The following is a 21,616-nucleotide window of genomic DNA, read 5'->3' as shown; positions in this document are numbered from 1 at the left end:
GGTCCCCGGGTTCGGTCCCCGGCCGACATCTGTCCGACAGGTTCGCCCCGTACCGTTGACACATGGATCTTCGACTGCCCGGATCGCGGTGGCTGCGGTCACTGCGGCCACGACGGACCGTCGCCGCCGCCGCGGCCGCCGTCGTCGCGGCCGCCGGCGCCGGTACGTGGAGTGCCGTCGCCTCCGACGACGCGCCCGCGGTCCGCCGCGCCGACCGGGCCGTGAGCACGGGCGACGGGGTGCGCATCGACACCTCGTTCTTCACCGCCGGGCCCGACGGCCGCCGCCCCGCCGTCCTGCTCGGGCACGGCTTCGGCGGCAGCAAGGACGACGTGCGGGAGCAGGCCGAGGACCTCGCGCGCGACGGGTACGCGGTCCTCACCTGGTCCGCGCGCGGCTTCGGCGAGTCCACCGGGAGGATCGGGCTGAACGACCCTCAGGGCGAGGTCGCCGACGTCTCCCGGCTGATCGACTGGCTGGCGGACCGGCCCGAGGTCGAGCTCGACGGGGACGGTGATCCGCGGGTCGGCATGGCGGGCGGCTCGTACGGCGGCGCCATCGCCCTGCTCGGCGCCGGGCACGACGACCGGGTCGACGCCATCGCCCCGGCGATCACCTACTTCGACCTCGCCGACGCGCTCTTCCCGAACGGCGTCTTCAAGAGGCTGTGGGCGGGCGTCTTCGTCAACTCCGGCGGCGGCTGCGAGAAGTTCGAGCCCGTCCTGTGCGAGATGTACCAGCGGGTCGCCGAGTCCGGCGTCCCGGACGCCGAGGCGCGCGAGCTGCTCGAGGCGCGCTCGCCGTCCGCCGTCGCCGACCGCATCGACGTGCCCACGCTGCTGGTGCAGGGCCAGACCGACTCCCTCTTCCCGCTCGGCCAGGCCGACGCCGCCGCCCAGGCGATCCGCGCCAACGGCGCCCCGGTCCAGGTCGACTGGATCGCGGGCGGCCACGACGGCGGCGATCCGGAGACGGACCGCGTACAGCAGCGCGTACGGGCCTGGTTCGACCGGTACCTCAAGGACGACAGGAGCGCCGACACCGGCCCCGGCTTCCGCGTCACCCGTACCGGAGGCGTCGACTCCACCGACGGACAGGCCGTGCTCAACGGCGCGAGCGCCGACACCTACCCGGGACTGACGAACGGCGGCCGGTCCTTCCCTCTCACCGGACGCGAACAGAGCTTCGCCAACCCGGCCGGCGCCAACCCGCCCGCCATCTCCTCCCTGCCCGGCCTCGGCGGCTCCGGCGGACTCGCCCAGCTCTCCTCGCTCGGCGTCGGCGTCTCCCTGGACTTCCCGGGCCAGTACGCCCGCTTCGAGTCCGCCCCGGTCGCCGACGACCTGCGGATCACCGGATCGCCGACCGTCACCGTCCACGTCGAGTCGACCGGCGACGACGCCGTCCTCTTCGGCAAGGTGTACGACGTCGGCCCGGACGGACGGCAGCAGGTGCTCCCCGCGCAGCTCGTCGCCCCGGTCCGTGTCGAGGACGCCGGGTCCGGCAAGGACGTGACGCTCACCCTCCCGGCCGTCGACCACGAGGTCCGAAAGGGCCACCGCCTGCGCCTCGTCCTCGCCTCCACCGACCTCGGCTACGCCTCCCCGGCCGCCCCGGCGACGTACACCGTCTCCCTGAGGAGCGACCTCACGGTGCCCACGGCCCCCGGCGTGACCACCACCGCGGCCCCGCTGCCGGCCTGGGTGGTGTGGCTGCCGGCGGTCGGCGCCCTGATCGCCCTCGCCCTGCTGCTCACCGGCCGCCGCCGCACCACCGCCCCGGCGCCCGACCCGGAACTGGCCGACGTGCCGCTCCGGATCACCGGCCTGAGCAAGCGGTACGCCCGCTCCTCGGACCGGTACGCCGTGCGGGACCTGTCCTTCCGGGTGGAGAAGGGGCAGGTGCTCGGTCTGCTCGGGCCGAACGGCGCGGGCAAGACGACCACCCTGCGCATGCTGATGGGGCTCATCAGGCCCGACGGCGGCGAGATCCGCGTCTTCGGCCACGCCGTCCGCCCCGGCGCCCCCGTGCTCTCCCGGGTCGGCGCCTTCGTGGAGGGCGCGGGCTTCCTGCCGCATCTGTCCGGGCGGGAGAACCTGGAGCTGTACTGGCGGGCCACGGGGCGCCCGGCCGAGGACGCCCGCCTGGAGGAGGCCCTGGAGATCGCCGGGCTCGGTGACGCGCTCGCCCGCGCGGTGCGCACCTACTCCCAGGGCATGCGCCAGCGCCTCGCCATCGCCCAGGCCATGCTCGGCCTTCCGGACCTGCTCATCCTGGACGAGCCGACCAACGGACTCGACCCGCCGCAGATCCGCGAGATGCGCGAGGTGATGATCCGGTACGCGGCCGCCGGGCGCACGGTGATCGTCTCCAGCCATCTGCTGTCGGAGGTCGAGCAGTCCTGCACCCACCTCGTCGTCATGGACCGCGGGCAGCTGGTCCAGGCGGGCCCGGTGCACGAGATCGTCGGCTCCGGCGACACCCTGCTGGTCGGGGTGCGGGAGCCCGTGGACGAGCCGGTCGCCGAGAAGATCGCCGCGCTGCCGGGCGTCGCCTCCGCGGTCCGCACCGACGAGGGGCTGCTGGTCCGGCTCGACGCCGACGGCACCGCCCCGCGCCTGGTCGCCGAACTGGTCCGGCTGGAGGTGCCCGTGGTGTCGGTGGGCCCGCACCGACGCCTCGAGGACGCCTTCCTCACCCTGATCGGAGGTTCCGCATGAGCACGCTCACCGAGCGAGCCGAGCCCACCGGGGGCGCCGAGCCCGTGGAGGTCGCCGCCGGCTACCGCGCGGGCCGCACCCTGCCCCTGCGGGTGGAGCTGGTCCGCCAGCTCAAGCGCCGCCGCACCCTCGTGATGGGCGCGATCCTCGCCGTCCTGCCGTTCGTGCTGGTGGTCGCCTTCGCGATCGGCGGTGAGCCGGACCGTCCGGGCGGCCGGGTGAACCTGATGGACACGGCCACCGCGTCCGGCGCCAACTTCGCCGCCGTGAACCTGTTCGTGTCCGCCGGCTTCCTGCTGGTCATCCCCGTCGCCCTGTTCTGCGGGGACACGGTCGCCTCGGAGGCCGGCTGGTCCTCCCTGCGCTACCTGCTCGCCGCGCCGGTGCCCCGGATGCGGCTGCTGTGGTCCAAGCTGGTCGTCGGACTGGGGCTGAGCCTGGCCGCGATGGTGCTGCTGCCGGTGGTGGCGCTCGCCGTCGGCACGGCCGCCTACGGCTGGGGTCCGCTGCACGTCCCCACCGGCGGCACGCTCGGTCCCGGCACGGCGGCGCAGCGGCTCGTGGTGGTCGTGGCGTACCTGTTCGTGTCGCAGCTGGTCACCGCCGGGCTCGCGTTCTGGCTGTCCACCCGCACCGACGCCCCGCTGGGCGCGGTCGGCGGCGCGGTCGGCCTGACCATCGTCGGCAACGTCCTGGACGCCGTCACCGCCCTCGGCGACTGGCGTCACTTCCTGCCCGCGCACTGGCAGTTCGCCTGGGCGGACGCCGTCCAGCCGACCCCGGAGTGGTCCGGCATGATCCAGGGCGCGTCGGTGTCCGTGACGTACGCGCTGGTGCTGTTCGCGCTGGCGTTCCGGGGGTTCGTCCGCAAGGACGTGGTGTCGTGACCGGTGGCCCCTTCCGGGTGCGGAGCGGGCCAACCGGGTGAACCTGCGCAACCGATCCCGTCGAGTCGTGTTGATGAAGAAGTAGGCCATGCGGCAGCGGAGGGCCAGAACGCGTGGCCGCTCCCATTCTTCAAGCAGGAAGACAACCACATTGCGACAGACCCTGAGCAGGGGAGTGTTCGTGGCGGCCGCCGCCGCCACCGGCATTCTGTCCCTGTACGGAACCCCCGCCCTCGCCGACTCGTACGCGGTGGGCGGTGCCGAGGATTCTCCCGGCGTGCTGTCCGGGAACAACGTGCAGGTGCCGGTCCACGTGCCGGTGAACGCGTGCGGCAACGGCGTCCACGTGGTCGGGGCGTTCAACGAGACGGCCGACAACACGTGCGTCAACGGCTCCCACACGTCCGACCACGGCTCGCGCGACTCCGGCGGCGCGCACGCGACGGGCACCGCCGAGGGCTCGCCCGGCGTGCTGTCCGGGAACAACGTGCAGGCACCGGTCCACGCACCGGTGAACGCGTGCGGCAACGGCGTCCACGTGGTCGGGGCGTTCAACGAGACGGCCGACAACACGTGCGTCAACGGCTCCCACGACCGCGCGGAGAAGTCCGCGGACGGCTCGCACGGGGAGACCTCGCACGGCGGCTCCTCCCACGGGGACTCCGGCGGCGCGCACGCGACGGGCACCGCCGAGGGCTCGCCCGGTGTGCTGTCCGGGAACAACGTGCAGGTGCCGGTCCACCTGCCGGTGAACGCGTGCGGCAACAACGTCGGCGTCATCTCGTTGCTCAACGGCGTCCACGGCAACACCTGCGTCAACGACGGCGGCTACGGTGACGGCAAGGAGGAGGAGCCCGAGAAGGAGACGCCGCCTCCGCCCACCGAGGTCAAGACGCCTCCCACCCACGAGGTCGAGAAGCCCCCGGCCGAGGAGGCGGAGGTGCCCGGCAACCCGCCGCACCTGGCCGAGACCGGCAGCGACGGCATGTTCGCCGCCTCGGCGGCGGGTGCCGTCCTGATCACCGGCGGCGCGATGCTCTACCGCCGCAGCCGCCTCGCCTCCCGCCGCTGATCCGTCGGCTGCCGGACCCGCCCCGCCCGGCAGCCGTACCCGTAGGACGACGCGTCCCCCGGACCGGCCCGGTCCGGGGGACGCGTCGTCGTCCCCGCCGGTCAGCCGCCCACCGGTGACGGCGCCCCGCTGCGGCTGCCGCCGCCCGGGACGGGGACCGACCCGCGCACCGGCGCCGACCTCAGCCGCCGGCGCACTCCCTGGACCAGGGTCGACGCCGTGAACGTCGCGCCGTGCACGAAACGCATCGCCGGACCGAAGCCGGACGCGGTCACCAGGCCCGCCAGGAACAGCCCCGGGTACGACGACTCGAAGCTGCGGCCGAGGACCGGGGAACCGTCCGGCAGCACCGCCAGCGTCCCGCGCAGCTCGGCGGAGAGCAGGCCGAGCCGGTCTCGGTGTGCCTTGAACCCCGTGGCGGCGATGACGTGCTCGGTCTCCAGGGAGCGCCGGGAGCCGTCCCGGCCGGTCAGGTCCAGGCGCAGCCCGCCCGGCACCGCGGCGGCCGCGGTGACCTCCTGGCCCGGCAGCAGGTCCACCGCCCGCTCCACCCGGTCCCGCACCCACCACGCGCCCGCGGGACCCAGCGCCGTGGCCGCGATCCGCGCCCGGGACGCCTGCGGCAGCCTCCGGAACAGGCCGGGCCGTTCGGCGTAGAACCAGTTCCGCCAGCCGGGCCCGAGGCCGCTGTGCGGCGAGCGGACCGACTGCCACCACGGACGCTCCCAGGGCGGCGGCACGTCGTTCCACCGCAGCCGCTCCGCCCGCGCCAGCACCCGTACCCGCGTGCCCTGTTCGGAGAGGAGCGCCGCCGTCTCCAGGGCCGCCTGGCCGCCGCCGATCACCGTGACGTCCTTGCCCTGGAAGTGGCCCAGGTCGCTGTGGTGGCTGCTGTGCGTCACCAGCGTGGGGTGCAGTCCGCGCAGCGTCGCCGGGACCTCGACGAACGGCATCACCCCGACGGCCAGCGCCACCGTCCGTGCGTGCAGCGCCTGCCCGTCCTCGGTGACCGCCGTGAAGCCGTCGGGACCGGACGACACCCGGGCGACCGTGCGCTCGTCCACCTCCGGCACGGCGTTGCGGGCGAACCACAGGCCGTACGAGGCGAACGCCTCCACCGGGACCGGGTGTGCGTGACGCACCGTCAGGCCCTGCTCGGCGCAGTACGCGTCCAGCCGCCAGCGCCCACCGGGATCGGACAGGTTGGACGCCCACGGTTCCGACTTCAGGAACATGCCACCGGGCATGTGGTCCCGCCAGGACGCCATGGGCCTGCCGAACACGCGCAGGTTCAGTCCGGCGGCCGCGGCGTGGGACGCGATCGACAGGCCGTACGGACCGGCGCCCACCACCAGGAGGTCGTACGTCATCAGCTGCTCACTTTCTCGTCGTCGGTCGGAAGGGTCGGGGAGGTCGGGGAGGGCGCGGCCGCCCGGGGCACCGGGCGGGGCGCGGGCACGGCGGCCGCCGCGCCCAGCCGCCGCAGCCGGCCGGACACGTGGCGGGCCCACAGGGCCCACATCGCCCATCCGGGGGCGCGGTCGTCCCGGGCGTACCAGGCCAGTTCGCGCCCGCCGGACGCCGTGCGCAGCGCGGCGAACGGCGCGTAGTTCTCCACCACGAACGACCGTCCGGCCACCGGGTCCCCGTCCGGCAGCGGACGGCCGGTCAGATCCAGGTGCAGGGCGCGTACGACGTCCACTCCCGCGCTGTCCGCGAAGAGCCGGAACTGGGCGCCGGGGCGCGGGTTGAAGTCGAGGAGGTGGTAGCGGCCGGTCGTGCCGCAGCGGCGGAAGTCCAGGTCGAAGACGCCGCGGTAGCCGAGTTCGCCGGTGAGCCGTTCGGCGAGCGCCCGGACCTCGGGGTTGGGCGTCCAGCGGCCCACCGCGGTCAGCCCCGCGCCGCGCGGCCAGGACAACTGCTTGCGGCCCGGACCGCCGGCGCGCACGGTGCCCGCGCGGTCGGCGTAGCCGTGGAAGAACCAGTCCCGGTCCTCGCCCGGCGGCAGATACTCCTGGAGCAGCAGCGGGCTGCCCGCCTCCGCGGTGCGCGCGTACAGCTCCCGGGCCTGCCGCGCGGAGCGCACCAGCTGGGTGCTGCGCAGTCCGCCGCCGGCCGGCAGCAGCCAGGGCCGGCTCCACTTCGCGACCAGCGGCAGCCCGAGCCGGTGGGCGTCGGCGGCGGCCCGCCCGGGGCCGTCCGGGAGGAGCGTGCGCGGGTGCGGGATGTCCGAGGCGGCGCACACGGCGGCCAGTTCCGCCTTGTCGGCGACGCGTTCGGACAGTGCGGCCGGCATCTCGGGCAGCAGGTAGGAGGGCACGAGGTCGCCTCGCAGCCGGCCAGAGGCGATCGCGGTCGCGTCGTCCAGCGGGATCAGCACGGCCGGGCGCCCCACCCGGCCGGCCACCCGGAGCAGCACGGCGAGGATCTGCTGCGCGGATGCCCCCGGTGGCGGCGGGGAATGCACGCTGTGGACATAACGCGAGCACCGAACGGGACTTCCCGTGGCATCGGCGACGACATGCACCTCCACTCCCGCCCTGCCGAGCGTCCGCACGGCCCCCAGCGTTCCGTGGTGAAAGGGATTCCGGTCGGTCCGCAGCAGGACGGCGGGGACACGGGTGTCGAGCAGTGACACGCATACTCACTTTCCTCTGGTGCAGGCTCACCCGCACGGGCGAGCTCGGCACTCGAAAGCCGCAGTGACATTGGCACCGCCGTATCTCCTGTGCCTGAATTCATATGACTGTCCGTCAAAAGCGGATGATTCAGGAAGAAGGCGGACGCGAGTGAGAAGAGGAGCAGTCGATGGCCCCACAGCACAGGCGGGTCCGGGCCCGCACGATGGCCGTGGGCGCGGCGGCGGTCGTCGTGGCCGCCGCCCTGGCGGCCGGACCCATGACGGAACCGGCGCCGGCCGACGACTTCCGTCCGGCGGCGCCGGCTCCGGACGAGCCCGTGACCGTCCCCGCGGTCCCGGAGGCCCCCGCCGCCCCGGCCGTCGACATCCCGTCGGTCCCTGCGCCGGTGCTGCCGGCGCCGCGCCGTGACGTCCCGGCCTTCGGCGCCTTCCTCGCCTCCGACGACCGCGGCGTGGCGCGCATGGAGCAGTTCGGCCGCTGGCTGGGCGGCGCCGAACTGCGCGTAGGCCACACCTACCTGCCCGGCAACCACTGGAGCGACATCGAGGGGGACATCGGCTTCCTCGAGGCGTGGGCACGCTGGCGCAACGCCGAGGACGACCGGATGCTCGTCCTCAACGTCCCCCTGCAGGAACGCAACGAGGAGGGCGTCCCCGATCACGAGGTCCGGCAGCTGCTGCGGCGGGGCGCGGCCGGGGAGTTCGACCACCACTTCCGTGCCCTCGCCGAGCGGCTGGTCGAGCTGAAGGTGCCGGACACGGTCCTGGTGCTCGGCTGGGAGATGAACGGCGTCACCTACACCCACCGCTGCGGTCCCGATCCGGAATCCTGGAAGAAGTACTGGAACCGGATCGTGCGAACCATGCGCGCGGTGCCGGGCCAGGAATTCCGCTTCGACTTCGCACCGAGCCGTGGCCGGGACGCCGTCCCCTGGACGCAGTGCTACCCCGGCGACGACACGGTCGACATCGTCGGCATGGATTCCTACGACCAGCCGGCCGGGCAGTCCTTCGGAGAACAGGTGGAGGAGCCGTACGGGCTCCAGGACCACGTCGATTTCGCGAAGGCCCACGGAAAACCGATCTCCTATCCCGAATGGGGGCTGTTCCGCAACGGCGACAATCCCGAGTACATGCACCGCATGCTCGCGTGGATCGACCGGCACAAGCCGCTCTACAACACGCTGACCGACTACTGCCCGCACGGCGTGTGGCAGTGCGACGACAACCCGGAATCGTCCCGCGTCTACAAGTCCGTGCTGCACGGACGCACCCACGAGGAGGAACCGGGCACCACGCCGCAGACCCCGGCGCCCACTCCCGTACCGACCGTGCCCGACGTGCCGCTGCCGCCGGGGAACTGCTCGCCGCTGGACCTGGGCGGGTGGGTGGAGTACTGGCTCGGCGGGAAACTCTGCTTCCGCTTCGACTGGTGGTCGCGCACCCGCTAGGGCCTGTGGCGGCAGCCCCGTCGCCCGCCCGAAGGGCGGGCCGGGCGGCGTCAGGTGCGTGCTCCCGGCGTGCCGGGCACCGGGCCGAGTACGTCCGGTACGAGGCCCGGTGCCCGGTGCGGCGTCGGGGGCACCTCCCGCTCGAGCGGGGCCGGGACCGGGGGAGCGTGCAGGGTGTCGCCCGGCGGACGGGACTTCCCCCACAGGCCCCGGGGCCGGCCCGGCCGCGTCACCGCTGCGCATCGGCGGCGGCGGCCGGGCCGGGCACCGAGGCGGCGGGGGCCGGGTCGGTGCCCCGGCCGGTCCGCCTCGGCCGGACGAGCAGCACCAGGCCGCCCAGCAGGCCGCCCGCGCTCGCCCCCACCAGCGCGGTCACCTTTGATGACGCGGACGACGGCCTGCCCGGCTGCACCGCGCGCGAGAACTGCACGAGCCGGACCCGCGTGCTGCCCTTGGTGTCCTCGGCGTGCCGGGTCAGCGCGCGCGAGACCGCGTTGGCCATGTCGACGGCCACTCCGGGCCGTGCGGAGGTGGCCGTGACGGCGACCATCGGCGCGTCCGGCGAGGTCGCCGTGCGGACGCTGTCCCGCAGCGTCCGCACCGGCACCCCGGCCCACACCTGCGCGTCACCGAGTACCGCGAGCTGGGTGGCGACCCGGCCGTACGCCTGCGCGAAACCGCGGGCCGCGTCCGGGGTCGCCTCGTCGGTGGGCACGGCGACGACGTAACTGGTGGCCGTGTACACCGGGGGCGTGAACAGGCCGTACGCGCCGCCCAGCAGACCGCCGAGGAACGTGCCTGCCACCAGCGCGGACCAGGCCGGCGGCTTTCTGACACGGTCCAGGGACGGACGGCGCCGACGGGTCGGGGTGTCGGTCATGACGGGCTTGCTCCCTCGAAGGTGCGGCGGACGGCTCACGGTGCGGCGGACGGCGATGAGCCGGCGACGGCCGCCGTGTACACGTCCATCAGACGGGCTGTGCTGCGGGTGATGCTGTAGTGGTGTGCGGCCCGGCCGGCCGTGCGCGGTCCGGGGCCCGCCCTGCGGACCTCGGTGATCGCGCGGGCGTACGCGGCGGGGCCGCCGCGCACCCGCCGGGCGCCGGCGCGGGTCTCGGGCGGCAGGTCCTCGATCGCCGGGCAGGAGGCGTAGAGCACGGGCAGGCCGGACGCCAGCGCCTCCACGGCCGCCAGGCCGAAGGCCTCCTCCGCGGACGGGGAGGCGAACAGGTCCATCGCCGAGGCCAGCGAGGGCAGGTCGGGGCCGGGGGTGCCGTCGGGGGCGACGGGACGCTCGCCGGTGAACAGCACCCGCCCCGCCACCCCGGCCTCGCGGGCGGTGCGGCGCAGCACGTGCTCCTCGGGGCCGCCGCCCACCAGCAGCAGCCAGTGGTCCTCCGGCAGCAGGGCGAGCGCGCGGACGAGGACGTCGAACCGCTTGCCCCGGGCGAGCCGGCCGACGCCGCCGACGACGAACGCCCCCTCCGGCAGACCGAGGCGCCGACGGGTGTGCTCCCGCCGCTCCGGGGCGAAGCGGAAGCGGTCCAGGTCGATGCCGTTGGGGACGACCTCGATGCGGGGGGCGGGTACGCCCCAGCGCTTCAGCCGGTCGGCCACCGTCGGGGAGACGGCGACCGTCGCCGACCCGAGCCGCTCGCTCGCCAGGTACAGCGTGCGCACGCCGGCCGTCAGCCTGCGGCCCTCCATCTGGGTGTCGCCCAGGGAGTGCTCGGTCGCCACGACCGCGCGGACCCCGGCGACCCGGGCGGCGAGCCGGCCGTAGACGCAGGCCCGGTACAGGTGCGTGTGCACGAGGTCGTAGCCGCCGGCCCGGATCACCCGGACCAGACGGGGCAGCGCGGCCAGGTCGCGGTTGCCGCCCATGCCCAGGTGCACGACCCGCACGCCGTCGGCGCCGAGCCCGTCGGCGACCGCGCCGGGGTTGGTGAGCGTCACCACGTCGCAGTCGACCGGCAGGTGACGCAGCAGCAGCCGCAACTGCTGCTCGGCGCCGCCGACCCCGAGCCCGGTGATGATGTGCAGCGCCCGCATCACAACCCCTCCATCGGGCGCCGGCGCAGCCGGTGCAGCCGGAGCTTGAGGTGCAGGCGCCACGCCGTGTCGTTCTGCCCGACGTGTGCGCGCGGCAGGGCGTGCGGGCCGGTCAGCGGGCCGGGGGCGATGGCGCAGGCGTAGGTGTAGCCCGCCTTCCGCACGGCCTCGACGGCGCGCGCGTCGACCGTGCCGTACGGGTAGCAGAACCCGGCGACCGGGACGCCGGCCAACTCCTCGACACGGGCGCGGCTCTCGGCGACCTCGGCGGTGAGCGTGACGTCGTCCGCGCGGGTCAGGTCGATGTGGGTGAGGCCGTGCGAGCCGATCTCCACGCCCCCGTCGGCGGCGCGCCGGATGCCGTCCGCGGTCAGCAGCGGCTTGCGCGGGCCGAGCGGGTCCCAGGCGTTGTCGCCGCCGAGCCGTCCGGGCAGGACGAAGAGGGTGGCACCGCAGTGGAAGCGCTGCAGCAGCGGCAGGGCACCGCTGAGGAAGTCGGTGTAGCCGTCGTCGAAGGTGAGGCCGACCAGGTCCCGGCCCCCGCCGCGGGCGCGCGCGGCGAGGAGTTCGGCGACGGACACGCCGCGCAGCCCGCGCCGGCGCAGCCAGGCCAGCTGCCGCTCCAGCCGCTCGGGGGTGACGGTGATGCGGTACGGATCGTCCGAGCGGTCGCCCACCGAGTGGTACATCGCCACCCAGGGAACGGGGCCCGGACGGGGCGCGGAGGGTCTGCCGACGGCGACGGAATCAGCGGGAGCGGCCATGTGCGAGCCTTCGTGTGACGGTGCGTACGGAGCGCAGTGCGGATGCGGAGCGCCGGGCGCCCAGGACGGACGGGGCGAGCGGCGCGAAGACGGCGGCCACGACCGGACAGCCGGCTGCGAGAGCGGCCACCGGGGAATCGAAGAGGCTCGCGGCGAACATCCCGGCGGCGACGGCGAGGACCGAGGCGAGCACGGGCCGGCCCAGCCGGCCCAGGACCCCGCGGACGCCGACCGTGACGCCGGCCGTCTCGCCGGGGCGGGCCGTGCGCAGGCCGGTCAGCAGCAGCACGGCCGTGACGGTGATGCCGAAGGCGTTGGCGGCGGCGATCCCCGCCACCCCCCAGCGGCCCACGGTCGCTACGCCGATCAGGGACGTGGCGACCACGCCGGCCGCCATCACGCCGAGGGGGTACCAGCTGGGGCGGCCCGCCGAGAAGTAGCAGCGGACGAGGGCGCCCACGAGGGTCTGGCCGAGCAGACCGAGGGCGTACACGCGCATGACGTTCGCCGTCGAGGCGGTGTCGGACGCGGTGAACGCGCCCCGCTGGAAAAGCAGCTCGATCATCTGCGGGGCGCAGGCGATCACCGCGCACATGCCGGCCAGCACCGCACAGGACGCCAGCACCAGGTCCCGCTCCACCCGGGCGCGGGCCCGGCGGGTGTCGCCGTCGGCGAGCGCCCGCGCCACCACGGGGAAGGTGACGGTGCACACCATCAGCGACAGCGTCATCGGGATCTGGGCGACCTTCTGCGCGTAGTTGAGGTGCGAGATGGACCCGGCGGGCAGGGAGGACGCCAGGAACCGTTCGACGAGGACCTGCGACTGGCGGCACAGCGCGAACAGCAGCACGGCGGTGATCAGGGCGAGGCGCACCGGCCGCTCCCCGTCCGCCGGCCCGGTCGCGACGGGCGCGGGCGCGGGCGACGCGAGCCGCCGCCACAGGGACGGCAGTTGCACCGCCACCATCAGACAGCCGCCCACCGCGACCCCGACGGCCGCCGAGCGGACCCCCCACTCCCCGCCGAGCAGGAACATCGTCGCCACGATGCCGGCGTTGTACGCGACGTAGATCGCCGCCGGCGCGAAGAAACGGCAGTGCGCCCGCAGCGCGGCGCTGCAGTACCCGGCGAGCCCGAAGGCCAGCAGGCTGAGCGCGGTGAGCCGGGTGCAGTCGACGGCGAGGCGGGGGTCGGGCAGACCGGGCGCCAGCACGCGGACCAGGTACGGGGCCCCGGCGGCGACCAGCGCCGCCACCGCGGCGAAGGCCAGGCACAGCCGGGGCAGGGTGGCCCTGACCAGATCGCGCACCGGGTCGCCGGGCACGCCCCGGGCCCGTCGCGCCAGCGCCATGCTGAACGCCGGGATCAGCGCGATCGCCAGCCCGTCCTCGATCAGCAGCGTCGCGGCGATCTCCGGCACGGTCCACGCCACCAGGAAGGCGTCCGTGTCGCTCCCGGCCCCGAACAGCCGCGCCAGCGACTGGTCCCGTACCAGCCCGAGCAGCGACCCGGCGATGGACAGCAGCGCCGTCCCCAGCGCGGCCCGGGCGAGGAACCTCCGGGACGCCGTGCCCGACTCGCCGCCGTCACCGCCTGTCCCGCCGGCCCGCGCCGCGGGCGGCACGCCCGCACCGTCACCGGTCCCGGATCCCCCGGTCCCGGATCCCCCGGTCCCGGATCCCCCGGTCCCGGGGGCGCCGGTCGTCGTGCGTGTGCCGGTCGGAGGTCCCGCGGGCCGGGGCCCGCCCGTCACAGGGACACCCGGCGCGGGCCGGTCGGGGGCGGGACCGTCGGTCCGGGATCCGCCCACCCGCGGGCCGCCGGTCCTGAGCCCGGCGGGTCCGGGCCCGCCGGTGCCGGAACCGGGAGTCTGCGAAGGCAGCACCGTCATCGGGCCGCGGCCCCCTCGAGGCGTGTGGGCGCTCCGCCCCGCGGGGCGGCGTCCGCCCGGTCGCCGCGGGACAGGGCCCACCACGCCGTCAGGCCCAGGGCCACGCCGGTCAGGACGGTCGAGGGACCGCCGATGTCGCCGTAGAAGAAGTCGGTGAGCAGCCAGAGCAGGAGACCGACGGCGACGAGCGCGCAGTCGAGACCGGGGCCGCGGCGGCGGGCCCGCGGCAGGCGCCGCAGCGCGCACACCAGCAGCGCCAGCCAGCCCCCGGCGAGCGTCGTCAGCCCGATCAGGCCCTGCTCGCTCAGCACCAGCAGGTACATGCTGTGCGGCGACAGCAGCGCCTGCTTGTGGTACTCCTCGCCCGCGCCCCCGACGTCACTGCCCGAGGACAGCGCCAGGGTGGCGTGCCCGTCGCGGTACTCGGGGAAGCCCTTCAGGCCCACACCGGTCAGCGGGTGTTCGCGCCACATGCCGGCCGCCGCAGCCCACAGGGTGTACCGGTCGACGACGGACTGGTCGGGCGTGTCGGCGACCTCCGCGATGCTGTCGAACCGCTCCTGCAGCATCGCCGTGCCGACCCCGAACCCGCCCACCAGGACGGCGCCCGCAGCGACCACGGCCGCCGCCACCTTCAACGCGCGCCGCAGCCCCGTCAGCGCCAGCTGCACCGCGCACGCCAGCGCGGTCGCGATCCAGGCGCCCCGGCTGAAGGACAGCGCCAGCGGCAGCACCAGGACCAGGACGCACCCGGCGGCGGCCGTCCGCTGCCGCACCGGACCCCGCCCCAGCGCGATCCCCGTCGCGCACACCACGCCCAGCGACACCGCCGTCGCCATGCCCATCACGTCCGTGGCCCCGAAGGTGCCGACCGCCCGGACGGTCTCGCCCTGGTACGAGGCGCCGGTCCCGGTGACGTACTGGTACACCCCGACGGACCCCTGCCACAGGGCGAGCCCCACGAACGACCAGGCCAGCGCCCGGAAGCAGGACCGGCCGCGGAGCAGCACCAGGACGGTGGCCGGGACGAGCACGAAGATCTGCAGATAGCGCCCCAGGCCGCCGAAGGCCGCCTGGGGCGAGGCCGCCCCCATGGCGGCGAGCGCCAGCCCCACGACCGGCAGCCCCAGCACCACGGCCGCGCGGGGCGACAGCGGACGCCGCCGCTCCCGCAGCAGCCGGATCACGCAGTACCCGACCGCCAGCGCGGACACCACGTCGGCGGGTCCCGCGCCGTCCCCCGTCGGCGGCAGGCCCGCCAGGGCGACCACCGCCACCAGCGGCAGGACCGGCATCAGGACGGCGACGGCCCGGCCCGGCGGGACGAGGGCGTGGCTCACGTGGCGTCAGCTCCCCGTCGGGCGGATCAGCGTGGTCGCGGTGCGCAGCAGGATGCAGACGTCCCGCCACAGCGACCAGTCGTCGATGTAGGCGTTGTCGAACCGGCAGCGGTCCTCGATCGAGGTGTCGCCGCGCAGCCCGTGGACCTGCGCCAGACCGGTGATGCCGGCGCGCATCCGGTGCCGGGCCGCGTATCCGGGGTACATCCGGCTGAACTGCGCCACGAAGTAAGGCCGTTCGGGCCGGGGACCGACCAGGCTCATGTCGCCGCGCAGCACGTTCCACAGCTGGAGCAGCTCATCCAGCGAGGTACGCCGCAGCATGCGGCAGAACCAGCGCATCTCGTGCTCGTTGGCCACGCTCCACCGGGTCGCCGACTCGCGCTCGTCGACCGGGCGGTGGGTGCGGAACTTCAGCAGCGTGAACGGCTCCCCGTTCCGGCCGATGCGCTCCTGGCGGAACACCACACCCGGCCCGTCGGCCAGCCGCAGCGTCACCGCGCACACCAGCAACAGCGGACTGACCAGCAGCAACAGCGTCCCCGAGACCAGGACGTCGAGCATCCGCTTGCCGAGGCCGCCGCCGCGCGCCGGGGCGAGGTCCAGCCGCCGGCAGGGGAACCCGGCCAGCCGCTCCCGCGCCGGGCACGGCGCGGGAGCGGCGTCCACCTCCCAGACCACGCAGCCCGACGCGGCCAGCGAACGCAGCAGCGAGCCCTGTTCGGCCCGTACCGAGGGATGGACGGTGAGCACCGCCCGCACCCCGTTCTGGATGACCGCCCGCTCGACCTCCTCGTCCGTGCGCAGCACCGGCACGCCCTCGGCGCCGTCCGGCTGCCCGGCGACGATCCCCACCGGCCGCACCCCGCACCGCGGATCGCGCAGCACGGCGGCGGCCACACGCTGCGCGGTCGCGGCCGGCCCGACCACGAGCGCGGCGTGCGGGCGGCGCAGCAGCGCTGTCCGCCGCCGCCCGTGCACGACCGCGCGCAGCGCACAGGCCGCCGCCGCCTGCACGGCCGGCCCGGTCAGCACGGCGCCGGCGGACAGCGACTGCTCCGGCCGGTACGCGGCCCACAGCGCCGCGCCGACCGGCCACGCCACCGCGACACGGCCGCACACGGCGGGCAGTTCCGCCAGCAGCCCCGGCACCGGCGCCCGGGTGTCGCGCGGGCGCAGCAGCAGCGTCACCGCGATCAGCAGGGCGGCGAGCAGCGGATGGCGCTGGGCCCCGGGCAGCACCAGCACGGCCGGCAGGACGGCGGCCCCGTCCGAGAGGAGCAGCGGCAGCGGCGAGGCCGTCCGGGGCGGTGCGACGGGCAGCCGGAGGCCGGTGCCGGCGCCGCGCGACGGCATGACGGGGACGGGGAGGGGAGAGAAGAATCCATGGTCCCGTGGCGGTACGCCGGGGGAGGCCATGGTGTGTTCGACGGTCACGAGTGGATGGACTCCCTGTGCTCAGAGTGCTCGACGCGCGGTGTCGTCCGGTCGGCCTCGGCGCCCCCGGCCGCCCGACCGGGGCCTGTCCTCGTCGTGGCGGGCCGGGTGCCGAGCAGGTCGTGGTAGACGTCGGTGACCGCCCGCGCGGTGTGCCGCACGTCGTGGAGGGACAGCACGTGCCGGCGCCCCCGGTCGCCGAGGGACGCGCGCAGCACCGGGTCGAGCAGCAGTTCGCCGACCGCCCCCGCCAGGGCCCGGGGGTCCTCCGGCGGCACCATGCACGCGGCGGCGAAGGAGGGCGGCAGGCTCTCGCGGGCGCCGTCGACGTCCGTGACGACCACGGGTCGCCCGCAGGCCATCGCCTCCAGCGGGGCGAGTGCCATGCCCTCCCAGCGGGACGGCAGGACGACGAGGTCGGCGGCCTGGTACCAGGGGGAGGCGTCCGCGACGTCCCCCGCGAACAGCACGGAGCCGGGGGCGGCCGCGCGCAGCCGGTCACGGTCCGGCCCGTCGCCGACCAGGACCAGACGGGCGTCGGGCACCCGGCGCAGTACGGCGTCCCAGGCCCGCAGCAGGACGTCCTGCCCCTTCTGCCGGCACAGCCGGCCCACGCACACGACGAGCGGCACCCCCTCGTGCAGCCCTGCCAGCGGCGCGAGCCCGGCCCGTACGGGACCGGCGGGCGCCGGACGGAAACGGTCGGGGTCGATGCCGTTGGGCACGACGGTCCAGCGACCGGTGATCCCGGCGTGCACGCCGGTGGCGCGTTCCGCCTCGCTCACGCACACCACCCGGGCGGCCCAGCGCGCCGCCCACCGCTCCCAGCGCAGCGCGAGGGCCGCCGTGCCCCCGCCCACCGCCTCGAACGACCAGGCGTGGGGCTGGAACACCGTGGGAATGCGCCCGCGCACCGCGAGCCGCCCGGCGAGCCCGGCCTTCGCGCTGTGCGCGTGCACCAGATCGGGGCGCACCTCATCGATCAGCCGGGCCAGCTGCCGCACCTCCCGCGCCAGCGAGGCGCCCGGCGAACGCGTCGCCCTCCAGTGCCGTACGTGCGCGCCGAGCGACCGGAGCCGGCCGGTGAGCGCGCTGTCGGGGCAGACCGCAGTGACGTCCAGGCCGTCCGCGAGCTGGGCCCGGACCAGGTCCGTCACGACACGCGCCACCCCGCCGTCCACCGGCTGGGTGAGGTGCAGGACCCGCGGCCGGCGGCCGCCGGCCGCCGGGCCCGCGGGCACGGTCTCCTCGTTCCTGAAAGAGTTCGGCGCGGACGCGTTCACCGCCGGGCGTCGACGGCGGCGAAGAGCACGCCCGCCCATGCCGCGTCCCGCTGGGACGTGAGCCGGAAGGCCGCCCGGTCACCGGCGCGCGGCAGTCCCCCCTCGAGGTCGAACACGTCGGAGTCGTAGCCGAGGGTGTTGGCGTACGCCGGTACCCGTGCGGGGGACGCGCCGCCGGGGTCGGCGATGGTGGAGTTCAGGACGTCGTCGAAGGGGTTGGCCCGGTCGGTGAACGCGGTGGGGGCGGGGCCGGAGGTGAGGACGAGCGAGTCGCCGGTGGTGCGGCGGTCGCCGTTGTACGCCACCAGTCCCGCCCGGCCCCCGGCACCCGCCGGGAACGGCAGGTCGCGCAGCGGCATCTCAGCCCCCGAGCGGCCGCCCAACGGGGCGAAGCCGTCCCAGAGCGCGAGGTGCCGCAGCGGTTCCGCCGGGTTCTCGTACGCCACCACCAGAGTCCAGCCGCCCCAGGTCCCGGCCGCCGATCTGCCCATGGCCACGTTGACCTGCGCCACCGTGTACAGGCCCGGCGCGCTGTCCCGTACCAGTTCCGTCACGTCCGCCGAGGCCTGGAAGGCGTCCGCGCCGTCCGCCACCCGGTGTCCCACCACCGTGTCGGCGAGCAGCTCCTTGTACTTTCCGCCGGGCTCGGCGATCAGCACCCGCCCGTTGTCCTGCCACGGCTTCTGCTCGCCGGCGAGCAGATTGCCGCCCCAGTACAGGCGGGCGTACGTCACCCGGGAGCCGGCGGGCAGCCGGATCTCCGCGCGGGAGGAGTTGTACGTCTTCGGGTCGCTGTCGACGTCGACGTAGAACATGTCGAAGTCGCCGTTCACCCCCTGCGCGCCGGCCTGCACGTTCCGGCACGAGGACGCCTGGGCGCGGCAGGTGGCGGAGACGTTGGCGGCCCGCACGATGCCGCCGTGCTGGACCGCGCGGTACCGCTGGGAGAAGGCGAGGCCGTCGGCCTCCGGGGAGGGCGCGACCGGCGCGGCGGCCGCGGAGCCGCAGGATGCCCACATTACTGCGAGGGAGAAGACGCCCACTGCCGCATGGCGAAGCATCTGACCCAGGGATTGACGCATGACCGTCGGAGCCTTTCGGAACAGGCGGCGGTGGCAGGCAGCGGGGACGAGTGCGATGCGACCGCCCGTGAAGGGTGCTTCGGAGGTTCGCAACTCTAGTCACCAAACGGGCAAAGTAGCCGAAATTCGATGAAGAGTGGCGAGTGTGTTGAAACCCCGAAATGCTCCGCGAGGGGGGCGGTCCGACGTACTGCCCCGTTCGGGGATCCGTCGGGCTGACCGCACGGCGGGGGAGGGCCGGGAACCGAATGGCGCACGTCCGGTTGCGGGGGTCCCCCGGCGCTCCCACGGTGGGTTCCAAGATCCGAAGTCCGCGAAAGGAACCTCCATGCGCGCTCTGCCTGCCCGGCGCATCGCACTCGGCGCACTGTGCGCCGCCCTTCTCACCGGCCTCACCGGCCCGGCCGCCGTGGCGGCCGACACCGACGCCGAGCGCGACCGCGCGGCGTTGCTCGCGCAGGTCAGGACCGTCGACGGGGACGAGAACGGACTCACCCCGGTCGTCGGCCTGCTGAAGACCCTGCTCATGGCGGACGAGGGCCACGTGCCCTCCGATGAGGCCAGGAAGCTGGGTGAGGCGGCGAGGGACGCCCTGGCGAAGGCGGCCGACGAGGACCCGGTGGCCATGACCGAGTCCACCACCACCGGGACCACCACCACGACCGAGCCGTCGCCGTCGGTCACGGCGGCGGACGACGTGGCGCTGACCGTCTCCGGGGGCGACCTCACGAACGAGGAGCTGACCGCCCTGCGGGAGGCCCTCGACAACCTCCTCGACCTGCTCCGGTCAGACACCGGCGCCACCACGGACGCGGACACCGAGGCGGACGGGAGCACCGCCGCGGAACCGGGCACCGCTCAGGAGACCTCGCTGGTCGACGAGTTGCTGGCCGGGGTGCGCGACCTCGTGGCCGCACTGCTCGGCACCGACCCCCAGGCGTCGACCCTGCCCGCGCCGGCCGATCCGGCGCGGACGCCGTTGCTCCCGGGCGTCACGTTCCCCGCGCTCACCTCGGTGCTGCTGCCGCCCCCGGCATCCTCGTGAGACCCCGCCGTCCTCGAAAAGCTCTCATATGAGGACTCGCCAATCTTTGGCTCCGCGGTTTCCGCTCCGGTCGGGGGTCGTTAGGCACGGCGACAGAATTCCCCTCCGGCGACCGCTCCCCGCGTTGCCGAAGAAAGGAACACGATGAAGTCCCTGAAGGCTGCCGCTGTCCTCGCCGGAACCCTGATCGCGGCCGGTGCCGCCGCGCCCGCGTACGCTCAGGAGTCCCTTGACCTGGCGCGGACCGGCGTCGACACCGGCCTGCGCACCGCGGTCCCCTTCGAGCTGATGCCGGCGCAGGAGTCGGAGACGCTCGTCGACACCAATGACGCATCGCTGCTCGGCACGACGAAGGAAGCGGCGGCCACGGTGAACGAGGTCAAGCCGGTCCGCGGCGACGTGGGGCTGCACGCCTGAGATCCCGCGCCCTGCGCCCTGCGGCCCCCGGTTTCCACCGGGGGCCGCATCGTGTTCCCGTCCTGCACGCGACCGCGCTCCCCGCCGCCAACGCGCGCCAACACCACTGCGTGGGGGCGGGGGAAGTTCTGCGCGGGGACGAGGGGAGCCTGCGCGGGGACGAGGAGAGTCCTGTGCGGGCGTGGGAGAGCCCCGGCGCGCGGGGCGCCGGGGCTCTCGGGTGCTACGACGGACGTCCGTGGCCGTAGACCTGCCGGTGCTACTTGTTGACGCAGACGTTGCCGGCGGCGGGGTTGAGGAGGCCGACGACGTTCACGGTGTTGCCGCACACATTGACCGGCACGTGGATGGGGGCCTGGATCACATTGCCGGACGCGACACCGGGCGAGTGGAGCGCCGTACCCTCGGCGCCGGAGTGCGCCGAGGCCATTCCGGCGCCGCTGAACACCACGGCACCCGTACCGAGGGCCACGGTGGCCGCCTTCGCGATGCGAGACATCACGTTCTCCTTACTGGTCTGGTAAACGCGGCAGCGTCACGAGCGGCCGCACTCCCCGCTCAACGTGACGGTCTCTCCCCGGTCACGGTGTTTGCCCCGAGGTCACCCGTTAGGCAGGGGATTGTCGGACGGCCAACGTCCTCGCGCACCCGGGAACATGGCGGCCCGGCATGCCCGATCGGCAGCCCGACACGGCTCTTCACGGGAAGCGCACACATTTGGGCGTTTTGACTACCTATGAACACAAACGTCCCTTAAGTTAACTACTGCAAGCGATCAACCCGCTATGGGTTGTGACCATTCGAGAACGGAGAGGTAATGCGCAAGTACCAGAAGGCTGCGGTTGTCCTGGCGATGCTCGGCAGCGCCGGTTTCCTCGGTGCCGGTGTCAGCCACGCCGGTGACAAGCCGGGTGTCGCGGTCGCCACCGAGCAGAGCCAGGAGTGCACGGGCGAGTCCAACTTCCAGCAGGCGCTGGTCGGCCTGCAGGACACCAACGTCGCCGCCAACCTCCTGCTGGCCGTCGGCAACCCGGCCGCGGGCAACACGGCCGTGACCTGCCCCTCCAGCGTTTCGCTCGGCTGAGGATCACTGACTCAGTGATCCGTGCAGGTCTCGGGGCCCGAACCGGTTGTTCGGGCCCCGAGGCCTTTCGGGTTGCAGGTCGGTCCGGTCGGTCCGGTCGTTCCGGGCGACTCCGCCGTCCGGTGGTGCGGGGGTGGATCCTCAGGAGGAACGGGTAGATGCTCAATTCGAGGAAGATCGCGTCGGCAGTGGCCGCCGCGTTCCTGGGCGGTTTCGTTCTGTTCGGTTCCGGTGCCGCGCAGGCCGTCGCCGACGACGGTGCCGGCGCGTGCGTCGACGACGGCGACACGATTCGCTGCGTGCAGTCGCAGACCTGCTCCGGCGGGGGAGCGGTCGAGTGCGGCAACGCCATCGTCATCACCGTCAAGGAGGCGGAGTCCTGACGCCCGAAGGACCGGTCGAGGCGCCCTTTCCCACGTCACGACGCACCGTCAGCCAGTTACGCACTTG

General features: G+C 74.6%; 19 protein-coding genes. 8 read left to right on the top strand and 11 right to left on the bottom strand.

Annotated features, from left to right (window positions below; genetic code table 11):
* Positions 1 to 62 precede the first annotated feature (62 nt).
* The 3 genes from KYY02_RS05610 to KYY02_RS05600 all read left to right on the top strand — a co-directional run bounded on the left by KYY02_RS05610 (position 63) and on the right by KYY02_RS05600 (position 4,679).
* Positions 63 to 2,720: an alpha/beta fold hydrolase gene (locus tag KYY02_RS05610; RefSeq protein WP_371236305.1), complete on the top strand. Its 2,658-nt coding sequence runs from the start codon at positions 63 to 65 to the stop codon at positions 2,718 to 2,720.
* Entirely contained in the window at positions 2,717 to 3,607 is an 891-nt protein-coding gene (locus KYY02_RS05605; protein WP_371236304.1) for an ABC transporter permease, read from the top strand. The genes KYY02_RS05610 and KYY02_RS05605 overlap by 4 nt, the downstream gene beginning before the upstream one ends.
* A gap of 151 nt (positions 3,608 to 3,758) precedes the next feature.
* A complete protein-coding gene (locus KYY02_RS05600) occupies positions 3,759 to 4,679 on the top strand; it encodes a chaplin family protein (RefSeq protein WP_371236303.1) in 921 nt (306 codons plus the stop codon).
* 101 nt (positions 4,680 to 4,780) lie between these two features.
* Here the strand turns inward: KYY02_RS05600 and KYY02_RS05595 are convergent, their stop codons facing one another.
* Positions 4,781 to 6,049: an NAD(P)-binding domain-containing protein gene (locus KYY02_RS05595; RefSeq protein ID WP_371236302.1), complete on the bottom strand. Its 1,269-nt coding sequence runs from the start codon at positions 6,047 to 6,049 to the stop codon at positions 4,781 to 4,783.
* Complete coding sequence (locus KYY02_RS05590; protein ID WP_371236301.1) at positions 6,049 to 7,317, bottom strand: carboxylate--amine ligase; 1,269 nt, start codon at positions 7,315 to 7,317, stop codon at positions 6,049 to 6,051. The genes KYY02_RS05595 and KYY02_RS05590 overlap by 1 nt, the downstream gene beginning before the upstream one ends.
* A 170-nt stretch (positions 7,318 to 7,487) precedes the next feature.
* On the opposite strand from KYY02_RS05590, the gene KYY02_RS05585 reads away from it, so the two are divergent.
* The gene (locus KYY02_RS05585) at positions 7,488 to 8,771 is read left to right on the top strand and encodes a glycoside hydrolase family 26 protein (protein ID WP_371236300.1); all 1,284 of its coding nucleotides are present in this window, start codon (positions 7,488 to 7,490) and stop codon (positions 8,769 to 8,771) included.
* A gap of 229 nt (positions 8,772 to 9,000) precedes the next feature.
* On the opposite strand, the gene KYY02_RS05580 is transcribed toward KYY02_RS05585, so the two are convergent.
* The 8 genes from KYY02_RS05580 to KYY02_RS05545 all read right to left on the bottom strand — a co-directional run bounded on the left by KYY02_RS05580 (position 9,001) and on the right by KYY02_RS05545 (position 18,620).
* Positions 9,001 to 9,651 carry a YveK family protein gene (locus KYY02_RS05580; protein WP_371236299.1) on the bottom strand — a complete coding sequence of 217 codons (651 nt, stop codon included), beginning with the start codon at positions 9,649 to 9,651 and terminating at the stop codon, positions 9,001 to 9,003.
* Between the two features lie 35 nt (positions 9,652 to 9,686).
* Positions 9,687 to 10,823: a glycosyltransferase gene (locus KYY02_RS05575; RefSeq protein WP_371236298.1), complete on the bottom strand. Its 1,137-nt coding sequence runs from the start codon at positions 10,821 to 10,823 to the stop codon at positions 9,687 to 9,689.
* Positions 10,823 to 11,587 carry a polysaccharide deacetylase family protein gene (locus KYY02_RS05570; RefSeq protein ID WP_371236297.1) on the bottom strand — a complete coding sequence of 255 codons (765 nt, stop codon included), beginning with the start codon at positions 11,585 to 11,587 and terminating at the stop codon, positions 10,823 to 10,825. Before KYY02_RS05570 ends, KYY02_RS05575 begins: the two co-directional genes overlap by 1 nt.
* Positions 11,571 to 13,112: a lipid II flippase MurJ gene (locus KYY02_RS05565; RefSeq protein WP_371236539.1), complete on the bottom strand. Its 1,542-nt coding sequence runs from the start codon at positions 13,110 to 13,112 to the stop codon at positions 11,571 to 11,573. The genes KYY02_RS05570 and KYY02_RS05565 overlap by 17 nt, the downstream gene beginning before the upstream one ends.
* A gap of 362 nt (positions 13,113 to 13,474) precedes the next feature.
* On the bottom strand, positions 13,475 to 14,818 hold the full coding sequence (locus KYY02_RS05560) for an O-antigen ligase family protein (RefSeq protein WP_371236296.1): 1,344 nt from the start codon (positions 14,816 to 14,818) through the stop codon (positions 13,475 to 13,477).
* A gap of 6 nt (positions 14,819 to 14,824) precedes the next feature.
* The gene (locus KYY02_RS05555) at positions 14,825 to 16,255 is read right to left on the bottom strand and encodes an exopolysaccharide biosynthesis polyprenyl glycosylphosphotransferase (protein WP_371236295.1); all 1,431 of its coding nucleotides are present in this window, start codon (positions 16,253 to 16,255) and stop codon (positions 14,825 to 14,827) included.
* Complete coding sequence (locus KYY02_RS05550) at positions 16,252 to 17,496, bottom strand: glycosyltransferase family 4 protein (RefSeq protein ID WP_371236294.1); 1,245 nt, start codon at positions 17,494 to 17,496, stop codon at positions 16,252 to 16,254. The genes KYY02_RS05555 and KYY02_RS05550 overlap by 4 nt, the downstream gene beginning before the upstream one ends.
* Before the next feature lie 38 nt (positions 17,497 to 17,534).
* Positions 17,535 to 18,620, bottom strand: a complete 1,086-nt coding sequence (locus tag KYY02_RS05545) for a DUF3344 domain-containing protein (RefSeq protein WP_371236293.1) — start codon at positions 18,618 to 18,620, stop codon at positions 17,535 to 17,537.
* A gap of 328 nt (positions 18,621 to 18,948) precedes the next feature.
* Here KYY02_RS05545 and KYY02_RS05540 point away from each other — a divergent pair, with 328 nt between their 5' ends.
* Positions 18,949 to 19,665, top strand: a complete 717-nt coding sequence (locus KYY02_RS05540; protein ID WP_371236292.1) for a hypothetical protein — start codon at positions 18,949 to 18,951, stop codon at positions 19,663 to 19,665.
* A gap of 144 nt (positions 19,666 to 19,809) precedes the next feature.
* A complete protein-coding gene (locus KYY02_RS05535; protein ID WP_371236291.1) occupies positions 19,810 to 20,082 on the top strand; it encodes a hypothetical protein in 273 nt (90 codons plus the stop codon).
* A 259-nt stretch (positions 20,083 to 20,341) separates the two neighbouring features.
* Here KYY02_RS05535 and KYY02_RS05530 read toward each other — a convergent pair whose 3' ends face one another.
* Positions 20,342 to 20,581, bottom strand: coding sequence for a chaplin (locus tag KYY02_RS05530; RefSeq protein WP_371236290.1), 240 nt, complete (start codon positions 20,579 to 20,581; stop codon positions 20,342 to 20,344).
* 318 nt (positions 20,582 to 20,899) lie between these two features.
* Between KYY02_RS05530 and KYY02_RS05525 the strand changes: the two genes are divergently transcribed.
* A complete protein-coding gene (locus KYY02_RS05525) occupies positions 20,900 to 21,166 on the top strand; it encodes a hypothetical protein (protein ID WP_371236289.1) in 267 nt (88 codons plus the stop codon).
* Positions 21,167 to 21,324: 158 nt separating this feature from the next.
* Positions 21,325 to 21,549 (top strand): hypothetical protein, encoded by a 225-nt coding sequence (locus KYY02_RS05520; protein WP_371236288.1) that lies wholly within the window; start codon positions 21,325 to 21,327, stop codon positions 21,547 to 21,549.
* The last annotated feature ends 67 nt before the right edge of the window (positions 21,550 to 21,616 follow it).

It is taken from the genome of Streptomyces pimonensis (assembly GCF_041380215.1).
GTDB lineage: Bacteria > Actinomycetota > Actinomycetes > Streptomycetales > Streptomycetaceae > Streptomyces > Streptomyces pimonensis.
Note: the sequence above shows the minus strand (reverse complement) of the source record. Positions and strands in the feature narration are given on the sequence as shown.